This is a genomic window from Mitsuaria sp. BK037, from assembly GCF_014193045.1.
Lineage (GTDB): Bacteria > Pseudomonadota > Gammaproteobacteria > Burkholderiales > Burkholderiaceae_C > Roseateles.
In genome coordinates this window covers 1648858-1668202 of sequence record NZ_JACHYS010000001.1, presented here as the reverse complement: position 1 = coordinate 1668202, position 19345 = coordinate 1648858, and the positions used below count along the sequence as shown (strand labels likewise).

Annotated in this window: 12 protein-coding genes; 4 read left to right on the top strand and 8 right to left on the bottom strand. The window is 70.3% G+C overall.

Going from position 1 to position 19345, the window contains the following annotated elements; translation table 11 throughout:
* The first annotated feature begins 30 nt into the window (after positions 1–30).
* Positions 31–1149, top strand: coding sequence for a DUF4126 family protein (locus FHT37_RS06825; protein WP_183479697.1), 1119 nt, complete (start codon positions 31–33; stop codon positions 1147–1149).
* 10 nt (positions 1150–1159) lie between these two features.
* Here FHT37_RS06825 and FHT37_RS06820 read toward each other — a convergent pair whose 3' ends face one another.
* The 8 genes from FHT37_RS06820 to FHT37_RS06785 form a co-directional block, all read right to left on the bottom strand.
* Positions 1160–2305 (bottom strand): sterol desaturase family protein, encoded by a 1146-nt coding sequence (locus tag FHT37_RS06820; RefSeq protein ID WP_183479695.1) that lies wholly within the window; start codon positions 2303–2305, stop codon positions 1160–1162.
* Between the two features lie 132 nt (positions 2306–2437).
* Positions 2438–3154, bottom strand: coding sequence for a MipA/OmpV family protein (locus FHT37_RS06815; protein WP_183479693.1), 717 nt, complete (start codon positions 3152–3154; stop codon positions 2438–2440).
* A gap of 300 nt (positions 3155–3454) precedes the next feature.
* Entirely contained in the window at positions 3455–6064 is a 2610-nt protein-coding gene (locus tag FHT37_RS06810; RefSeq protein WP_255489510.1) for a glycoside hydrolase family 127 protein, read from the bottom strand.
* Positions 6064–7638: a glycoside hydrolase family 43 protein gene (locus tag FHT37_RS06805; RefSeq protein ID WP_183479691.1), complete on the bottom strand. Its 1575-nt coding sequence runs from the start codon at positions 7636–7638 to the stop codon at positions 6064–6066. The genes FHT37_RS06810 and FHT37_RS06805 overlap by 1 nt, the downstream gene beginning before the upstream one ends.
* 2 nt (positions 7639–7640) lie before the next feature.
* A complete protein-coding gene (locus FHT37_RS06800) occupies positions 7641–9194 on the bottom strand; it encodes an alpha-L-arabinofuranosidase C-terminal domain-containing protein (protein WP_310739721.1) in 1554 nt (517 codons plus the stop codon).
* Between the two features lie 99 nt (positions 9195–9293).
* Positions 9294–11042 carry an IlvD/Edd family dehydratase gene (locus FHT37_RS06795; protein ID WP_183479689.1) on the bottom strand — a complete coding sequence of 583 codons (1749 nt, stop codon included), beginning with the start codon at positions 11040–11042 and terminating at the stop codon, positions 9294–9296.
* A 95-nt stretch (positions 11043–11137) separates the two neighbouring features.
* Entirely contained in the window at positions 11138–12106 is a 969-nt protein-coding gene (locus tag FHT37_RS06790; RefSeq protein ID WP_091724702.1) for a family 43 glycosylhydrolase, read from the bottom strand.
* A gap of 10 nt (positions 12107–12116) precedes the next feature.
* Complete coding sequence (locus FHT37_RS06785) at positions 12117–14747, bottom strand: TonB-dependent receptor (RefSeq protein ID WP_183479687.1); 2631 nt, start codon at positions 14745–14747, stop codon at positions 12117–12119.
* Positions 14748–15188: 441 nt separating this feature from the next.
* Here FHT37_RS06785 and FHT37_RS06780 point away from each other — a divergent pair, with 441 nt between their 5' ends.
* The 3 genes from FHT37_RS06780 to FHT37_RS06770 all read left to right on the top strand — a co-directional run bounded on the left by FHT37_RS06780 (position 15189) and on the right by FHT37_RS06770 (position 19309).
* Positions 15189–15878 carry a response regulator transcription factor gene (locus tag FHT37_RS06780; RefSeq protein ID WP_217648414.1) on the top strand — a complete coding sequence of 230 codons (690 nt, stop codon included), beginning with the start codon at positions 15189–15191 and terminating at the stop codon, positions 15876–15878.
* A gap of 307 nt (positions 15879–16185) precedes the next feature.
* Positions 16186–17973: an ATP-binding protein gene (locus FHT37_RS25625; protein WP_183479685.1), complete on the top strand. Its 1788-nt coding sequence runs from the start codon at positions 16186–16188 to the stop codon at positions 17971–17973.
* 94 nt (positions 17974–18067) lie between these two features.
* Positions 18068–19309 carry an MFS transporter gene (locus tag FHT37_RS06770; protein ID WP_183479683.1) on the top strand — a complete coding sequence of 414 codons (1242 nt, stop codon included), beginning with the start codon at positions 18068–18070 and terminating at the stop codon, positions 19307–19309.
* Positions 19310–19345 lie beyond the last annotated feature (36 nt).

The window sequence follows — 19345 nt, the reverse complement described above, 5'->3', positions numbered from 1 at the left end:
AGTGCGGGCTTCGTCAGCCAAGGAGTCCCCATGAACACGTCACCTCCCTGTCGTTCCGACCTTCCGCTGGGCGCCGCGGCCGGCCTGGCCGGCGGACTGATCGGTGCCGCGGCGATGACGGCGTTCCAGGACCTGCTCGCGCGCGTGGGCATTACGTCCGGCGTGCGCGGCTGGCCCTCCACCGAGCGGGCCGCCGATCGGCTCGCCCGCCTGGGCGGCCGCCGGCTGCCGTCACGCCATCGGCCAGCGGCGGGCGAGGCGGTGCACTACACGGTGGGATCACTGGTCGGCGGCCTCTACGGCGCCGTGGCGGAACGCCAGCCGCAGGCCGCCTGGGGGCGGGGCGCTGCCTTCGGCATCGCCACCGCGACGCTGCTGGACGAGGGCCTGGTGCCCGCCATGCGCTTTGGCGATCCGGTCACGCGGGCGCCGGTCCAGTCGCATCCCTATTCGTATGTCTCGCACCTCGTCTACGGCGCGTTCACCGAGGCCGCCCGCCGCTGCTTCCGCCGGCTCTTCGGCGATGCGCGAGCCGGCGCGGCGGTGATCCGCCAGGCGAAGGCGCGACGTGTCGCGATCGTCACCCGCCCGGTGGCGGACTCGCGTCGGACGCTGACCATGGCCTTCCTGCTCGGTGCGACCGCGGGACCGCGCACCAGCGCGCCGCTGGTGACCGCGAGCTGGGCGGCCAAGCTCAGTTGGATCGACCTGAAGGACTCCCCGCTGGCGATGCTCGGCACGACGCCCGCGGTGGCGCTGACCACGCCGATGGCCCTGGGCGAGCTGATCGTCGACAAGCTGCCGTCGACGCCCGATCGCACCGATCCGCCCGGCCTCGCCGCGCGCGCGATCAGTGGCGCGATCTCCGGTGCCGCGCTGGCGGGTGGGCGTTCATGGCCGGCGGCGCTGGCCGGCACCGTGGGCGCCGTCGTGTCGACCTACGCCTGTCACCGGCTGCGCCAGCGCCTGTCGCGGGCGCTCGGCCACGACGCCCCGGTGGCTGCGGCCGAAGATCTGATCGCCTTCGGCGGCGCGACGCTGCTTTGCCTTGCATCGCTCGGCCAACAAGCCGACACCGCGCGGCTCGATGCGGCCTCGACTGAGGACTACGACGACGCGTTGGCGGCCCTGGGCTGGCCGCACAGCTGAACGGCTGGCGTCAGACCATCACCGCGATCAATCCCCCGCAAGCGACCATCGCGCCGAGGTAGATCCCCCACGCCAGCCACCGCGCTGTCCGGCGAGGCTCCGTCGCACCACGCGACAGCATCGCGCCCGCGGCCGACAGGCCGATCGCGATCACGGCCGCCGCGAGGAGATTGCGGCCTTCGCCAAGCGCATCGCTGACGTCGAGCCAGACCGCCGACGCCACCGCCGTCACGAGGAGCAGGCTGGTCGCGCGGATCTTGTCGAGCAAGCTGACCGGCGGATCAAAACGCGGCTGTCGCAGCCGGGCTTCGTCCGGAGGCGCGAAGGGCGCGAGTCCGGGCGGCGCCCAGCCGGGCGACTTGAACAATAGCCGCGCCCGATCCAACCAGCGCGGCGTGGCCCGCGCGCGGTCGAGCAACTCGCCATAGAACTGCCCGACGGCCTGCAGCGGATGCCAGCTTCGCAGCGGCTTGACCGTCCCGTAGACGCAGCGCTCGGTCTCCTCGGCGAAGGTGCCGAACATCCGGTCCCAGATCACCAGCACCGCGCCGTAGTTCTTGTCCAGGTAGCCCGGATTCACCGCGTGGTGTACCCGGTGGTTGGAGGGCGTCGAGAACACGCGGTCGAGCCAGCCGAGGCGGCCGATGTGCTCGGTGTGGATCCAGAACTGGTACAGCAGCACGAACAGCCCGGCGCCCAGGTACAGGTCGACCGGCAGCCCCAGCAGCGCCATCGGCAGGAAGAAGGGCGCGCCCATCACCGCGTAGAAGCTCTCCTGGCGCAGCGCGGTCGTCAGGTTGAAATGCTCGCTCTGGTGATGCACTGCATGCGCGGCCCAGAACAGCGCGCTCTCGTGGCTGACGCGATGCAGCCAGTAGTCGCAGAAGTCGTAGACCACGATCGCGACCACCCATCCCCACGCGCCCGACCAGGTCGAGGCCGGCAGCAGCGCCAGGTGCGGCAGCGCCCAGGCGTACAGGCCGCTCTGGAACAGCGGTGTCACCGCCGCTACGGCCAGGCTCAGCACGCCCTGGCTGAGGCTGCTGATCGAGTCCGGCAGCCGGTAGCTGTCGCGGCCGGTGAGCCGGCCCCACAGCCATTCGAGCGCGATGCAGAGCCCGAACAGCGGGACGGCGATGAGGAGAACGCGGTGCATGGCGGGCGGTGGCGGCAGTCGGTGACGGGCGCAGTGACGGAAGCAGTGACGGCGAGCAGTGACGGCGAGCAGTGACGGCGAGCGGTGATGAGAGGCAGTAACGAGGGGCGGCGGGAACGGACCTGCGATTGCTCAGAAGCGATGCCACAGGCTCAGGATGAAGGTCTGCTGCGACTTCGAGTTCGTCAGCGGGGAGCGCGCCGCGTCGCCGACCAGGCGCGCGTTGAGCCACTGCCCGCTGACGGACCAGCGCTCGGAGAACTTGTGCTCACCGCTCAGCGCCACGCTCCAGTCCATCATCCCGGCGCGCGGGCGCCACTCGGGCAGGCCGCTGGCGAGCGACTCGCCGGGGCCGACGCCGTAGCTGCTGCGCAGGTGCGCGCCGTTGGCCGCGGTCGCCGCCAGCGTCACCGCGATCAGGTCGTCGCCGACGGGGAGGCCGGAGGTGATGCCAAGCTCCAGCAACTGCCCGTCGTGATGGCGGGCGCTGCCCCAGGACAGGCCCGATTGCAGCAGCAGCCACGGCGTCGCCTGGACGTTGGCGAAGGCCTCGGTGGTGACGCGCGGGCCCAGCCGGTCGATGCCGTTTGGCGTGAATCGCGACGGGCGGCCGAACTGCGGCCAGAGCCGGGCGCCGACCTGCCAGGTCCTGGCGGCCTCGGCGCCGGCGAGCAGCGGCACGAGGTTCCAGCCGATGCCCAGGTCGGTCGACACGAAGGCGCCGCTGGGCGCGAGGTATTCCAGCGCGGGCAGGAGGTCGTCGCTGCGCGAGCGGCTACCCGGCGCCGACGGCCAGCTGTGGGCGGTCGCCCCGCCGGACCAGCTCGCGGCCTCGGGCGGTGCGTCCATCAACACGAGGCTGCCGGCGGCCCAGCATCCCGCCGAGCCGGCCATGAGGCCGGCGCCAAGCAAGGGGAGGGTGGCTCGCGCGGCGCAGCGGAGGGCGGCGGCGCCGCGCGCGGGCGGGCAAGGGACGGAGCGGCGCATGGACGAAAACAGGTTGCGGGATTCTAGGAAGAGGTCCCCGCCGCAACCTTGCGGCAATCTGTCGCCGCGAACCGACCCGTTCCCGCCTCCCGGTCGCTCCGGTTGTCCGATGCGCTCGATCCGTCCGGGCCGCCTGGGTCGTCCGAGCGCCTGGAAGCGCCGTCAGTGCGCCGGCGCGCTGGCCCGCAACAGCCGCAGGTCGTAGATCCCGCCGGCGATCGAGCCGGGCTCCGCGACCAATCGCACCCGCACGGCGCCGTCCGCCGCTCGCGGCCAGTCCTCTGGCAACGGGAAGTCGCGGCTGTAGATCTCCGCGCCCGGAGCCCGGTCGGTGGCCTCGTCCGCGCGCAGCGTCAGATCCGCCAGCCGCCGGTCGTTGACCCAGACCGAGAACCGGCGGCCGTCATCCAGCGCCGAGAAGGCCAGCCGCAGCAGCCGGCCCTCGCGCTTGGGATCGTTCAGGCGATAGCTGAACCATGCGGTCGCATGGCGCCAGCGGTGGCCCTTGTTGAGGCCGGTCTCGATGCCCTCGCCAGCGAAGCCGTGATCGCTCTCGGGCTGCTGCTCGCCGGGCGCGACCGCATCGACGGTGCGGGCCTGCAACGCCAGCCGTTCGCGCTCTTCCAGGGCCAGTCGCTCGCGGCGCGCCTTCGCCTCGGCCGGCGTGCTGCAGGGCCAGTACAGGACATAACGCGAGTCGTGCACGCGGAAGAAGGGCTCGAGCACAAGGTCCGGCATCGGCGCGCCATCCGGTCCCTGCAGCAGCGAGCCGGCGCTGAAGCTCAGCGAGCGGCCCGGCACCGGCGCGAGCCGTCCGCCGAAGTCCGCTTTCGCGCTGACGAACTGCGGCGTCTGCGCCAGCGGTACGAGCGCGCCCTGCGCGACGTGGTCCATGCGCGCCTCGCCGGCCCGGTACTCGAGCCGCTCGCCGGCGATCGGCACGGTCCGCGCCGCGAGCACGATCGGGCCGTGCAGCACCGCGACGAAGTCGCTGCGCGTGGGCAGGGCCTCGAGCGTCGTGCGCATCGGCAGGCGGACCTCGACGACATCGCCGGCGCGCCAGTCGCGCGTCAGCGCGACATAGCCGCCCGGCTGTCGGTCCGCGGCGCTCAGGGCAAGCGCTTCGCCGTTGACCTTGACGCGGAGCGCGCCCGGCGCGAGCCATCCAGGATGCCGGATCTTCAGCGTGAAGCGGGCCTGCGTTGGCGCCTCGTCGATGACGATGCGCGTCGTCGACTCGTCGGGGAAGCGCGTGCGCTGCGTCAGCCGCAGGCCGCGCTCGCGCCAGTCGAGGGACGAGGCCACGAAGAGATTGATGAACAGCACCGGCGCGGCCTCGGCATTCGATCCCTCGTCGCGCGTGTAGATGAACTGCCCGTGCCGCGCGTGGCTCTCCAGCCCCGAGCCGACGCAGCACCACATGCCGAGATCGACCTGCGAGTACACCCGGTAGTGGTTGGGCCGCATCGGCGTGAAGTACACGAAGCCGCCCGCCGGATGCTGCGACGCCAGCACATGGTTGAACAGCGCGCGCTCGTAGTAGTCGGCGTAGCGTGCGCGCTCCTCGTCGCCGGCCGCGTGCGCGTGCAGCAGCTCGGTGAGCTTGAGCATGTTGTAGGTGTTGCAGGTCTCGGGACCTTCCACCTCGTCGAGCATGGGCTGGAAGTCGGTCAGCGGATGGAAATGCTCCCTGACGCTGTTGCCGCCGATGGCGACGCTGCGACGCTCGCGCACCGTGGTCCAGAAGAAGCGCGCGGGCGCCAGCCAGTCCTTGTCCGCCGCGCCGGGGTCGCGCTCCTCGGCGATGCGGGCGAAGCCGATCACCTTGGGAATCTGCGTGTTGGCATGCAGCCCGGTCAGCGCGTCGCGGGGCTCGCGCAGCGGATCGAGGATCGCGCGGTGCGAGAAGCGCTCGGCCAGGCGCAGGTAACGCGCGCCACCGCTCATCGCGGCGATGTCGGCGAAGACCTCGTTCATGCCGCCGTGCTCGGCGCGCATCAAGTCCTGCAGCTGCGCGTCGCTCAGCGGCTCGAGCAGGGCCAGCGCCCAGGCGCCCAGGTCGATCAGCATCTCGCGCGCCAGCGGCTCCTGCGTCAGCTGCCACGCGTCGCGCAGGCCGGCGAAGGTCTTGTGCAGGTTGTACCAAGGCACCCAGCGCCCGTTGACGGAGAAGCTGTCGACCTTGAGCTCCCCACGCGCGACCTCGCGCCAGGCGGCCTTGCCATCGGGGATGCCGCCGAGGTAGCCGTCGCCATGGGCGAGCTGGCACTGGCGGAGCTCGCGCAGCACCTCGACGAGCCGGCGATGCACCTGCGGGTCGCCGGTGGACGCCGCCATCATCGCCAGCGCCGACACGTAGTGCCCGCCCATGTGACCGTCCAGGCCGCTGCTCTCCCAGTTGCCGTAGGACGGCTTGGGCTGCGGCAGGCCGGCCTCGCGCCGGAAGGGCGCGAGCAGCCGGTCCGGATCGAGCGCCATCAGGTAGCGCTGGTCGACGTCCTGCGCCGCCTTCAGCGGGCCGTCGAGCAGCCGCACCTGCGACAGCGGCACGCGGGCGGCGGTCGACATGGCCTCGGTCGCGTGGCGCCGTGTGATCGCGGAAGCGGCGTCCTCGGGGGCGGACGCCGGCATCGCGCCGGCCCGGGCCATCGCATCCGTCGCGAGCAGCGCGCCGAAGGCCGGACCGAGGAGCGCGCGGCCCGGGCCGCCCATCGCCGCTCCGGCCGCGCTCGCGACGCCGCAGGCGCACTGGCGCAGGAAGTCGCGTCGCATCAGTCGCCCGCGCGCGCGGCCCAGAGCGACACGCCGCCGCTCGACTGCGCAGTGAAGGTCACGACGAAGGCTCCGGCCTTGGAGTTCCACTGCCGCGACAGCACGCCGGCGAAGGTCCCGCCCGCAGTGCCGCTGCCGCTCAGCGTCAGGCTGATGCGGTTGTTGCCCTGATGCGTCCAGGTCCCGCTCGCGCCGCCGCTGACCGTGCCGTCGCCGCCGAGCTTCACCGCGATGGCGCTCTTGGACACGGCCGTGATGTCGAGCCCGTGGTTGATCAGCTGGTAGCTGCCCGCCGTCTCGGCGGCGCCGATCGCGGCCGTCACCGCCGGCGTCGCCAGCGACAGCGGCGCGTAGCGGAAGGGCGCGGCGACCAGCCAGTCGTCGGCGTTGAGGAACATCTCGTGCACGCGGACCTGGTGCAGTTCGCCGGTGCCCGGGAACCGGGTGTGGAAGATCAGGAAGTACTGCCCGGTGCCCGCGTCGAAGTAGGCCGAGTTGTGCCCCGGCGAGACGTAACCCAGCGGCGTGCCGGTCTCCCCGGCCGCCAGGCTCCACTGGTGGCCGCCCATCAGCTTCTGTCCGTGCGGCGCGATGCTGGCGTCGTCGAACAGCGTGCCCGCGGCGCCCTTGACGGTGGCCATGTCGGTGCCGCGTCCGTCCAGATACGGGCCATCGGGATTGCGCGAGCGCGACACCCGCACGTTGTAGCCGCCGTTGGCGTCCAGCCCGCCGAAGCTGCTGAACAGGTAGTAGTACTGCGAGGCCGGGCTGTAGAGCACGTAGGCGCCCTCGATGCGCGCATGGTTGCCGCCCATCAGGTGCTTGCCGTAACCCTGGCCCGCGAGCGGCAGGCCGCTCGTCTTGTCGAGCTCCAGGATGAAGAGCCCGCCCGAGTACGAGCCGTAGACCATCCAGAGCCGACCGGTGGCGTCCTTGAAGACGTTCGGATCGACCACGTTGGGATGCACGGTGGCGTCGTAGATCGTGCCGTCCTCGCTGGGCAGGCCCCACTGACCGGACTTCAGCAGGATCTGCTGGTTCACGTAGGGACCGGTGACCGCGTCCGCGATCGCCACGCCCAGCGCTGAGCGCGGCGAGTCGCCCTTGCAGGCGCAGTAGTACATGCGGAACTTGCCGTCGTCGAGCCGCGCGACATCGGGCGCCCACAGGTCGGTGACCTGCGCCCAGGCGAAGGTGTCGGCCAGCGCCGTCGTGACCTTGTTGAACAGCGGGTTGGCGTCGTTGACGCCGTCGGCGACCGGCGTCCAGTTCATCAGGTCGGTGGTCTTCGCCGCCGCGAGGTGCGAGCCGAACACGAGGAAGCTGCCGTCCACGCGGATCACCGACGGATCGTGCACCGAGATCTCGGTGAACGGGATCGCGGCCTGCGTCGGAGCGGGCGCGGGTGCTGGAGCCGGCGCAGGGGCCGGAGCCGGAGCCGGCGCGGGACTCGGCGCCGGTGCCGCGCTGACGTCGACGCTGGACGACCCGCCACCACCACCGCCGCATCCGGTCAGGACGAGCGCCGCCGCGCCGCCCTGCGCGAGCAGGGTGCGTCTGTTGAGGGTGCTCATGCTCAGCCCTCCAGCGCGACGACGACGATGGACTTGGGCGGCAGCGGCAGGCTCAGCGCGCCGTCCTTCGCCTGCGCCTCGTAGGCCTTGGGCTTGACGGCCTCGGGCTTGGCGAAGGTGTTCTCGCTGTCCATGGCCTCGGCGCTCAGCACCTGGCCGACGGCGCGGCGCGCGGCGGCGCCTTGCACGGCCAGCTTCACCGTCTGCGCCTCGCGCGGGTTCACGTTGATCAGCGCCAGGTAGAGCTTGCCGTCCTTGCCGCGCGCGGCCGACGCGCTCACCGCCGGCAGCGACTTGCCGGCCAGCGCGTACTCGGGATTGCCGCTCAGCGTCGCCGGCAGCGTGGTCGCATCCTGGAACGGCGTGTACAGCGCGAAGGCGTGATACGTGGGCGTCAGCACCATGCGGGTCTTGTCCGTGTGGATCATGGCCTGCAGCACGTTGACCATCTGCGCGATGTTGGTCATGTGCACCCGGTCCGCATGCGCATGGAACATGTGGAAGTGCAGGGCGGCCAGGACCGCGTCGCGCAGCGTGTTGCGCTGGACCAGGAAGCCCGGGTTGGTGCCCGGCTCCGGGTCGTACCAGCTGCCCCACTCATCCAGGTAGAGGCCGATGCGCTTCTGCGGGTCGTTCTTGTCCAGGACCGCGATGTTGGCGGCGACGGTCTTCTCGAAGTCCTGCGTGTAGGACAGCAGCGAGATCCACTCGTCTTCCTTGAAACCGGCCGCCGATCCCTTGCCTTCCCACTTGCCGCTCGGGAACACGTAGTAGTGATGGCCGATCGCGTCGAAGTTGAACTTGATGTTCTGCGTCGACAGCACCTCGGTCCAGCGCGTGTCGTTGGCATTGCCGCCGCTGGCGATGAACTTCGGACGGTTGTTGTCCGGCGTCTTCAGGAAGGTCGCGACCTGACGGTACTGGTTGACGTAGTACTCCGGCGTCATGTTGCCGCCGCAGCCCCAGGCCTCGTTGCCGACGGCGAAGTAGCTGACCTTGAACGGCTTGTCGCGGCCGTTCTTGCGGCGCAGCTGCGCCAGCGTGGAGTTGCCCTCGGCCGTCATGTACTCCAGCCACTCGGCCATCTCCTGCGCGCTGCCGGTGCCCAGGTTGCCGTTGACATAGGCCTCGGCGCCGAGCTGTTCGACCAGGTCGAAGAACTCGTGCGTGCCGACGGCGTTGTTCTCGGCAACGCCGCCCCAGTGCGTGTTGACCTTCACCGGCCGCTTGCCGCGCGGGCCGATGCCTTCGCGCCAGTGGTACTCGTCGGCGAAGCAGCCGCCGGGCCAGCGCACCAGCGGCACGTGCAGCGCCTTGAGCGCGCCCACCACGTCCTTGCGCCAGCCGCGCACGTTGGGGATGTTGGAGTCGGGCCCGACCCACATGCCTTCGTAGATGCCGGTGCCCAGATGCTCGGCGAACTGGCCGTAGACATTGCGGTGGATCACCGGACCGGGCTTGCCCGCATCGACGGTGAGCTGAACATCGGCCGCGTGCGCGCTCCAGGCGAGCAGGGCGCCCGCGGCCAGGCCGAAGGCCGTCCTCTTCATGGTCATGCTTGTCTCCAGGTGTCGTTATCGTTTCGTCGGCACTCTGCGGTGCCGAAACGACGAAGGACCGTTCCCGGTCCTTCGTTCTTCAGTCCACGCGCACGGTCAGTGCGAGTGCCGCGGCACCGCGGAACCGCGGCAGCCACGCAGGAAATCGAAGTCGCAGCCCTCGTCGGCCTGCAGCACGTGCTGGACATAGAGCTTGCGGTAGCCGCTCTGGTCCGCGGGATCGGGCTGCTGCTTCGCGGCCCAGTCGGCCAGGCGCGCCTGCAACTCCGCGTCGCTGATGTCCAGGTGCAGCCGGTTGGCCGCGCAGTCGAGCTCGATCCAGTCGCCCTCGCGCACCACCGCCAGCGGGCCGCCGGCCTTGGCCTCCGGCGCGACGTGCAGCACCACGGTGCCGTAGGCGGTGCCGCTCATGCGGGCGTCGGAGATGCGGACCATGTCCTTGATGCCCTGCGCCAGCAACTTGGGCGGCAGGCCCATGTTGCCGACCTCGGCCATGCCGGGATAGCCCATCGGGCCGCAGTTCTTCATGACGAGGATGGAATCGGCGTCGACCTCGAGGTTCGGATCCATGATCCGCGCCTTGTAGTCGTCGAAGTCCTCGAACACCACGGCCCGGCCGCGATGCTGCATCAGCGCGGGCGTCGCCGCCGACGGCTTGAGGACCGCGCCGCGCGGCGCGAGGTTGCCGCGCAGCACGCAGATGCCGCCGTCCTCGATCAGGGGCTTGGCGATCGGGCGGATCACTTCCTCGTCGTAGATGGGCGCGTCGTGGCAGTTCTGCCAGAGCGTCTTGCCGTTGACGGTCAGCGCGTCCTTGTGCGGCAGCAGGCCGTTGTCGCCGAGCCGGCGCAGCACGCCGGGCAGGCCGCCGGCGTAATAGAACTCTTCCATCAGGAAGCGGCCCGAGGGCAGCAGGTCCACCAGCGTGGGCGTGCCGCGGCCGATGCGGGTCCAGTCCTCCAGCTCCAGCGGCACGCCGATGCGGCCGGCGATCGCCTTCAGGTGGATGACCGCGTTGGTCGAGCCGCCGATCGCGGCGTTGGTGCGGATCGCGTTCTCGAAGGCCTCGCGCGTCAGGATCTTGGAGAGCTTCAGGTCCTCCCAGACCATCTCGACGATGCGCATGCCGGAGAGGTGCGCCAGCACGTAGCGGCGCGCGTCGACCGCCGGGATCGCGGCGTTGTGTGGCAGCGAGGTGCCCAGCGACTCCGCCATGCAGGCCATGGTCGAGGCCGTGCCCATCGTGTTGCAGGTGCCCGCCGAGCGCGAATGGCCCGCCTCGGCGGCGATGAAGTCGTGCATCGAGATCTCGCCGGCCTTGACCTGCTCATGCAGTTGCCAGACGGCGGTGCCGGAGCCGATGTTCTTGCCGTTCAGCTTGCCGTTGAGCATCGGCCCGCCGGTGACCACGATGGTGGGCAGGTCCACGCTGGCCGCGCCCATCAGCAGCGCCGGCGTGGTCTTGTCGCAGCCCACCAGCAGCACGACGGCATCCATCGGGTTGCCGCGGATCGATTCCTCGACGTCCATGCTGGCCAGGTTGCGCGTGAGCATCGCGGTCGGGCGCAGGTTGGACTCGCCGTTGGAGAACACCGGGAACTCCACCGGATAGCCGCCCGCTTCCAGGATGCCGCGCTTGACGTGCTCGGCCAGCTTGCGGAAGTGCGCGTTGCACGGCGTCAGCTCGGACCAGGTGTTGCAGATGCCGATGATCGGCTTGCCCTCGAACTCATGGTCCGGGATGCCCTGGTTCTTCATCCAGGACCGGTACATGAATCCGTTCTTGTCCTGGGTCCCGAACCATTCGGCGGAACGCAGCTTGATCTTCTTCTTGGCCTCGGTCATTGCAGGTAGTGGGTGATGTCTCCGTGAGCCATGCTAGGGAGACAGGTGATTCGGATCCAATCAAAACTTCCGGGATTCCGATATCGAATCGGATATCACGCCAATCCGGCGTCGCCGAAGTCGGGCATGCCGTCCGCGGTCCATCCCAGGTGCTTGACGAAGGTGTGGCGATCGGGGTTCCAGAGCGGATCGCCGACGATCTCGGTGTAGGTGCGGGCGTGATAGACGAGCAGTACCGTGCGGCCGTCCTCGTCCAGCGCGAAGCTGTTGTGCCCCGGGCCGAAGATCGGCTGGGTGGGGCTCGTGGTCAGCACCGGCGCCGGCGACTTGGTCCAGCTCGCCGGATCCATCGGATCGGCGGACTCGTCCATCCACAGCAGGCCCATCGCGTAGTTCTCGTCGGTCGCGCTGGCCGAGTAGCTGATGAAGACCTTGCCGTGGCTGTGCAGCACCGACGGGCCCTCGTTGACCAGGAAGCCGCGGCATTCCCAGTCGAACTCCGGCTTGCTCAGCATCACCGGTGCGCCGGCCAGCTGCCAGGGCGTGCGCATCGGCGCGATGTAGAGGTTGGAATTGCCCGGGATGTCGAGCGCCTTCTGCGCCCACAGGTAGTAGAGCTGGCCGCGATGCTCGAAGGTCGTCGCGTCCAGGCAGAAGGTGTCCATGCCGGTGTCGATCTGCCCGAGGAACTCCCACTCGCCGGCCATCGGATCGGGCGACCGGTTCCGCAGCGCATACATGCGGTGCTGGAACAGGCCGCCGACGATCTCGCGGCTCGGCGCCGCCGCGAAGTAGAGGTACCAGGCGCCCTGGCGGAAATGGAGTTCCGGCGCCCAGATCAGCTCGCTCCAACGCCCCGTGTCCGGCTTGCGCCAGACCACCCGCGGCGTCGCGTGGGGCAGGTCCTGCCACGCGTCCGCGGCGCGCAGCTCGATGCGGTCGTACTCCGGCACCGAGGCGGTGAAGAAGTAGCGCGCGCGGCCGGCCCCGTCCACGTGACGGGTCAGGTGGGGATCGGCCCGCTGCGGGATCAGCGGGGTCAGGACTTGCGGGTCGTCGAGCATCGCGGCGGGATCAGAGCTTCCAGCGCAGGCCCACGGCCACGGTGCGGTCGTAGTAGCGCACGTCACGCACCAGCGACGGGTCCTTGTCGAAGTAGTCGTGATAGGCCTGATTGAGCAGGTTGGTCACGTCCAGCGACACCGTCATCTGCTTGGTCAGCTCGTAGCCCAGCGACAGGTCCAGGGTCTTGAGCGGCGCCACCCACAGCTGGTGCTGGGTGCTGCGGTACGGCGACTCGGCCAGGAACTTGTCGCGCCAGTTGTAGGCCAGGCGCGCGTAGATGCCGTTGCGCTCGTACATGCCGACGATGTTGTAGGCCTTCTTGGACTGGCCGAGGAAGGGGCCGTCGGTGCCGTCGGGCTGCGTCTGCTTGCCCGTCATGAAGGTGAAGTTGGCCTCCATGCCGAAACCGCCCAGCCAGCCCGGCAGGAAGTCGTAGAACTGGCGGTAGCTCAGCTCGTAGCCATGCAGGTTGGCGCGGGTGACGTTGATCGGCTGCGTGACGTTGTAGGGCACGCCGTTGATCGTCGTCTGCGTCGTCTGCGTCATGACGCGGTTCTTGAACTTGTGCTCGAAGACCGTGCCGGTGACCGAGCCGGTCTTGGCGAAGTAGTACTCGAGCGCCACGTCGGTGTTGTTGGACTCGGTCGGCTTCAGGTTGGGGTTGCCGCCGGCCAGGGTGCCGAAGGTGACGCCGCCGCCGGGAGGCGTGTTGGTCTGGCCCGGGTTGTAGTCGACGAAGTTGGGACGCTCGATCGTCTTGCCCCAGACCAGGCGGCTGACCAGGCGCGGGGTCAGGTCGGCGCGCAGCGACAGCGTCGGCAGCGTGTCGGTGCGCGAGGTGTCGACCAGCACCGGCGTGATGACGTTGGTCGACGCGTCGCGGGAGTTGCCGCGCAGCGTCTGCTCGGTGCGGACCACGCGCAGGCCGGCGACGCCGGAGACCGGCACGCCCCAGGCGTCGAAGCCGAACTTGGCGCGGCCGTAGAGGGCGCTGGTCTTCTCCGTGTCGTCGAAGAGCGTCATCGGGTCGTACGGCGTCAGCGCCGTGCTGCCGGTCAGCATCTGGCGGAAGGCCTCGCCGTTGTCGAGCAGCCAGTCGCGGGACGCGAAGACGTACTGCTTCACGCCGAAGTCGCCGTAGGTCCTCGGCGAGACCTCGTAGATGCCGGGGAAGTTGGTCAGGGTCTGGCCCACCGCCGAGAACGAGGTCGTCCACGGCATGTTGGTGTTGATCGACATCGCGTCGCGCTTGGCCAGGCGCACGCCGGTGCTGAGCTCCTTCAGGAAGCCGTCGCCCATGTCGTAGTCGGCATCGGCGCGCCAGTCGGTGGACTTGCCCTCGCGGCGGCCGCGCACGTCGACGCCGCCGTTGACGCGGAAGTTCGCGGCGTCGGTCAGGTCCAGGCCCGGGTAGTCGATGTAGCCGCCACCGCCTCGCACCGCGGCGACGGTGCTGGTCGGGCTGTAGCCGGTGTCCAGGATGCGGTTGACCCAGTCGATCACGCTGCGGGTGCGGGCCAGTTCGGTGCTGACCTTGAGGCGGTCGGTCAGGCGCCAGTTGCCGCCCAGCGCCAACTGGTTGTTGCCGACCTCGTCATGCTTGGCCTGCGTCGAGGTGAAGCCCCAGCCCGGGTAGTTGGTGTTGGTCGCGGTGTCCAGGTTGTCGGTGCCGGGCTTGGTCGTGATGACGGTGCCGGGCACCGGGCGCCAGGCGCCGTCGTTGAACATGCCGATGCCGCCCACCAGGAAGGACAGCTGATAGCGATGGTCGATGCGGGTGCCGAAGCCTTCGAGGTAGATCTCCGAATCCTTGTTGGGCTTCCACTGCAGCGCGAAGTTGCCGGCGACGCGCTTGCGGTCGCCCAGCGCGAAGACGCGCCCCATCGAGTCGGTGCCCAGCACCGGGTTCGCGCGGCCCGGCACGACGATGGATTCCGGGTTGCCGACGAAGCCGGTCTCGTCGTGGTACTGCCCGCGCTGGTAGGACAGGCCGATCAACGCGCCCATCTCGCCCAGGTCGGTCTTCCAGCGGTTGGAGGCCATGCCGGAGATGTCCGGGTTGTTGGTCTTGGCCTTGTCGCGGTGCTCGCCACGGGCCGACAGCACCAGCTGCGCGTCCTTGAAGTCCAGCGGGCGGTTGGTGCGCACGTCGATGACGCCGGCGGTGCCGCCCTCGGGCAGCGCGGCTTCCTGGGTCTTGTAGACGTCGATGCGCTTGAGCATCGTCGCGGGCACGTCCGACAGGTACAGGCTGCGGCCCGAGTCCGAGAAGAATTCGCGCCCGTTGAGCAGCGTCACCACGCCGCCCAGGCCGCGCACGATCACGCCGCTGGCTTCGCCGTTGTTGCGCTGGATCTGCACGCCGGTGACGCGGCCCAGGATCTCGGCGACGTTCTTGTCGGGGAACTTGCCGATGTCCTCGGCGACGATGGAATCCACCACCTGGTCGCTGTTCTGCTTGATGGTCTGCGCCGATTCGGCCGAGCGGCGCATGCCGCTCACGACCACGGTTTCCAGCTTGGTGTCGTCCGACTTCTTCTCGTCGGCCGGGGGCTGGCTCTGCGCCTGGACCTGGATCGCCGCCCCGAGGAGGGCGGCCGCGGCCACGGTGGTCCGCAGCCCGAAGGGAATCTTGCTCATGTTGTCTCCGTCGTTTTTCTGGCGTGTCAACCCGCTGACCGGGCGACTCCACAACCGCCGTGGGGTTGTTGTCGAGCGGAGCAAATGCTAGGGAGCCGGGTGATCCCCGGCCAATCACATTTTCCAGTTGGCCAATGCTATTTCCGGCATCAGGGCAGGCCCCGATATCGCCCGCGCGGCGGATGGGCGTCCCCACCGAACAGGGGGTGGCGTGGACCGGCCAAGACCTATAAATAGGGAATAGGGAAGGGGCCTGACAACGTTGACGAATCGCACCAGCAACATGTCGTCACAAGTGTTTCGGGCGCAGCCCCTCAGGGTTCCCCCTGAAGAGGGGGCGACGCAAGTGACCATCGGCCTATCATGCGGGCCTTCTCCGGTGATCAAAGGGTGACGACGGCCGAACCGGAGACGATCGGTCAGTCAAAGAAGGGAGGCCCTATGGAAGCAGTGTCCGTTGCCCGTGCATTCGAGGCGGCAGGAAATGGCGGCTACACGATGCCCGCGCTCAAGCGCCGCGTGTTGCTGGTCGACGACCACGAACTGGTGCGCGCGGGCATCCGCACGCTCTACCAGACGCTGGACGAGATCGACATCGAATGGGTCGAGGCCGCGTCGCTGCAGGAAGGCCTGCTGGCCTATGGCGAGCGTGGCGCGGTGGACGCGGTGCTGCTGGACCTGAACCTGGGCGACTGCAAGGGCCTGCAGGGCCTGCGCCAGTTCATGGAAGCCTTCCCCGACGCGCGCGTCGTCGTGTTCAGCGGCACGCAGGATGAATTCGTCGTGCGCCAGGCGCGGGCGCTGGGCGCCGTGGGCTACCTGCCCAAGGGCGCGCTGATGGCCGAGATGCGCAGCACGCTGCGCACGCTGCTGGCCGAGGGCCAGCGCCATCGCTCGACCCAGGCCGGCTCGCTGTTCCCGCGCTTCCCGTCCTCCGCCATGTATGACCGCGTGGCCGAACTGGGCCCGCGCCACCTGGAGATCCTGGAGCTGGTGCTGTCCGGCTGCAGCAACCAGGAGATCAGCAACTCCACGCAGCTGTCGCTGGGCACGGTGAAGAACTATGTGTCCTCGCTGCTGCTGGCGCTGGACGTCAAGTCGCGCTCGCACATGATCAGCCTGTTCCGCTGACGAGGTGGCCACGGCTCACCGAGGCGATCACCCGGGCGAGGAACGCGCGCCCGACACCACCTTTCCGCCGACCGAGATCCTCATCGACTCGCCGGGCGTCGACGACGTGCCGGCGAGCGCCGTTTCTGGCGGCCCGCCCCGCCGCGACGGCGGTCACGGGGCCGCCGGCCCAATGAACTCGCCCCCCGCCGCGACGCCCACGAGCCCACCCTCGGGAGGGATGTCGGGCGGGACACCGGACGAGGAGCCGCCGGCGCCTCCCCCGCGCCAGAAGCGGTCCCGGCGCGCGCCACGTCCCAGCCTGTTCGTGGCCGTCGCCGGCGCCGCGTCCGCGACCGACGAGGCCGTGCAGGAAGGCCGCCGGCGCGAACGCCGCGCGATCGCCCGCCGGCTGCAGGATGCCGGCTTCGACGAGGCCTGGAGCCACTGGCCGTGGCTGCTGATCGCGGTCGCGGTGCCGCTGGTGTCGGCGCTGCTGCGCGGCACGCCGACGACCGGGATGATCGTCTGGATCATCGGCGTCATCGCGCTGGCGGTGGGCTGCGTCTTCACCGCGCGGTCGATGTCCTACCGCGGCGCCAAGGTCGACGCACGCACCGGTTTCAGCGACCGGGATGGGCGACGCCTGCTCTACCTGCAGGCCGCCGGCTGCCTGGGCCTGCTGTGCCTGCACCCCTGGCTGGCGGAGTCGCCGGGATCGCGCGGCCTGCTCACCGGTCCGCTGCTGGCCGCGACCGCGGCGGTCGTGGGCGTGCTGCTCGCGCCGATGGGGCGCTGGGCGGCGGTGATTGCGCTGCTGCCGGCCTCGGAGGGCGTGGCGCGGCTGTTCGATCCGGCGGCCCGACCCGGTGCCGGGCCGGTGTGGTTCCTGGCCGCGGCGGTGATCGGCGGCCTGGCGCTGCTGGAGCATTACCGCTGGCAGCGCGCCAAGCGCCTGCTGATGGAACAGGACCTGCACGTCAGCACGCTGGAGCAGGACCGCGACGGCGCCATCCGCGCCGACCAGGAGAAGAGCCGCTTCCTGGCCATCGCGAGCCACGACCTGCGCCAGCCGGTGCATGCGCTGGGGCTGTTCGCGGCCAGCCTCGAGCGGCGGCTGCAGGGCACCGAGGAGGAGCCGCTGATCCGCAACGTGATGCGCTCGATCGAGGGCCTGGAGCGCTCCTTCAACGCGATGCTGGACATCTCGCGGCTGGACGCCGGCACGGTGGAGCCCAACCTGCAGCACTTCCCGCTGCGCGACCTGTTCCGGCGCCTGCACATGCATTACGCCGGCCAGGCGGAGGCGTCGGGCCTGGGCCTGCGCTTCTCGCCGGGCGGCAAGTCGGTGACCAGCGACCCGCAGCTGCTCGAGCGCATCCTGGGCAACCTCATCCAGAACGCGATCAAGTACACGGAGGAGGGCGGGGTGGTCGTGGTGGCCCGCACCACCGAGGAGTCCCTCAACCTGGAGGTCTGGGACACCGGCATCGGCATCAAGTCCAGCGACCTGCCGCGGATCTTCGCGGAGTTCTACCAGGTGGGCCAGAGCGAGCGCAGCCGCACGCAGGGCCTGGGCATGGGGTTGGCGATCGTCAAGCGCCTGGCGCATCTGCTGGGCTACCGGCTGATGGTGGCGTCGCGGCCGGGGCGCGGGACGATGTTCCGGCTGAGCGTCCCGCTGGGCGGGCTGCCCGAGATCCCCGAGTTCACCACCGCCGCGGACACGGTGCCGATGCCGGTGATGGAACCGCGCTCGGTGCTGGTGATCGACGACGAGGAGTCGATCCGGCTCGGCCTGCAGCTGCTGCTCGAGGAATGGGGCTACGAGACCATCATCGCGGCGACCGCGGGCGAGGCGGCGGATGCGGTGCGGGCGCGGGCGATGCCGCCCGACCTGATCCTGTCCGACCTGCACCTGGGCGACGGGCCCGACGGCATCGCGGCGATCCGCGCGGTGCGCGAGCTCTGCGCGCTGCAGGTGCCGGCGATCCTGGTCACCGGCGACACCAGCCGCGAGGAACTGCGCCGCGCCACCGAGAGCGGCCACACGGTGCTGTTCAAGCCGCTGCAGCCGCGCAAGCTGTTCAACGCGCTGCGCGGCATGGTGTCCTGAGCGCCTGACTTCGTGCGCCCTCGCCGGGGGCGACCCTCGCGCGCGGTCCACGCCGCGCCGCCTACAGTAACGGCCTCTTCACGCCCTGCCGAAGATGTCCGCCGACACCGCCTCCACGAGTTCCTCCACGGCCTCCGCCTCGAGCGCCCCGGTCCCGACACCCCGCCGCCTGTCGGCGGCCGCCTGGGCGCTGCGCATCCAGTTCTTCGTCTCCGGCGCGTTGTTCGCGACCTGGGGCGTGCACGTGCCGACGGTGAAGGCGCATTACGGCCTGGGCGAGCAGTCGCTCGCGATTGCGATGCTGGCTTCGGGCGTGGGCGCGCTGCTGGCGCTGACGCAGGCGGGGCGGGTCGTGGCGCGCTTCGGCCCGCGCGGCGTCGCGGGCGTGACCGGCGTGCTGTGCGCGGCGGGCGTTTCGCTGCTGATCGTGCCGAGCGCCTACCTGGGACTGGTGCTGCTGCTGGCGCTGTTCGGCGCGACGGCCAGCCTCTTCGACGTGTCCATCAACGCCGAGGCCACCGAGATCGAGCACCTCGCGGCGCGGCCGCTGATGAGCGGCTTTCACGCGATGTTCAGCCTGGGCGGCATGGTCGGGGCCGGCGTCGGCAGCCTGCTGCCGCTGCTGGGCTGGGCGCCGCAGACGCATCTGCTGGTGGCCTGCGGCGTCGGCATGGCGCTGATCGTCGGCGCCTGCGCGGCGATGCTGAAGATGCGGACCGAGCCCGGCGAGAAGCAGCCGCTGAGCCTGCCGCGCGGCGTGCTCGCGCTGATCGGCACGCTCGCGGCGCTGGGGCTGATCGCCGAGGGCGCGATGTACGACTGGAGCGTGCTGTTCATGAAGCAGGAGCGGGCCAGCGATGCCAGCGTGTCGGCGCTGGGTTACGCGAGCTTCAGCCTGGCCATGGCGCTGGGCCGCTTCGGTGGCGACTGGGTGCGGGCGCGTGTCGCGCCGGTGCCGCTGATGGTCGCGAGCGGGCTGCTCGCCGCGGCCGGCATGGCCACGGCGCTGCTGGTGCCGGTCGCGCCGGCGGGACTGCTGGGCTTCGCGCTGGTGGGCCTGGGGCTGTCGAATGTCGTGCCGGTGCTGTTCAGCGCCGCGTCCAAGGTGCCGGGCGTCAGCGCGGCGCACGGCATCGCGGCGGTGTCGTCGCTGGGCTACCTGGGCATGATGGCCGGGCCGCCGCTGATCGGGATGATCGGGGAGCACTCGTCGCTGACGGCCGGGCTCTCCTGCGTGGTCTTCTTCGCGCTGATCATGGCGATCAGCGCCAACCGCGCGCTGGGCGTGACCCAGCAGCGCGGTGCCACCGGGGCGCCCGCAGGCGCCGCGGACTGAAGGCGAGGCAAGGGCGCCGAGGCGCCAGGGAGCGAG

Excerpts from the sequence above, each read along its gene's own strand:
- FHT37_RS06785 (WP_183479687.1), bottom strand. The coding sequence starts at position 14,747 with ATGAGCAAGATTCCCTTCGGGCTGCGGACCACCGTGGCCGCGGCCGCC.
- FHT37_RS06790 (WP_091724702.1), bottom strand. The coding sequence starts at position 12,106 with ATGCTCGACGACCCGCAAGTCCTGACCCCGCTGATCCCGCAGCGGGCC.
- FHT37_RS06770 (WP_183479683.1), top strand. The coding sequence starts at position 18,068 with ATGTCCGCCGACACCGCCTCCACGAGTTCCTCCACGGCCTCCGCCTCG.
- FHT37_RS06805 (WP_183479691.1), bottom strand. The coding sequence starts at position 7,638 with ATGAGCACCCTCAACAGACGCACCCTGCTCGCGCAGGGCGGCGCGGCG.
- FHT37_RS06815 (WP_183479693.1), bottom strand. The coding sequence starts at position 3,154 with ATGGACGCACCGCCCGAGGCCGCGAGCTGGTCCGGCGGGGCGACCGCC.
- FHT37_RS06780 (WP_217648414.1), top strand. The coding sequence starts at position 15,189 with ATGGAAGCAGTGTCCGTTGCCCGTGCATTCGAGGCGGCAGGAAATGGC.
- FHT37_RS06825 (WP_183479697.1), top strand. The coding sequence starts at position 31 with ATGAACACGTCACCTCCCTGTCGTTCCGACCTTCCGCTGGGCGCCGCG.
- FHT37_RS06820 (WP_183479695.1), bottom strand. The coding sequence starts at position 2,305 with ATGCACCGCGTTCTCCTCATCGCCGTCCCGCTGTTCGGGCTCTGCATC.
- FHT37_RS06800 (WP_310739721.1), bottom strand. The coding sequence starts at position 9,194 with ATGACCATGAAGAGGACGGCCTTCGGCCTGGCCGCGGGCGCCCTGCTC.
- FHT37_RS06795 (WP_183479689.1), bottom strand. The coding sequence starts at position 11,042 with ATGACCGAGGCCAAGAAGAAGATCAAGCTGCGTTCCGCCGAATGGTTC.
- FHT37_RS06810 (WP_255489510.1), bottom strand. The coding sequence starts at position 6,064 with ATGCGACGCGACTTCCTGCGCCAGTGCGCCTGCGGCGTCGCGAGCGCG.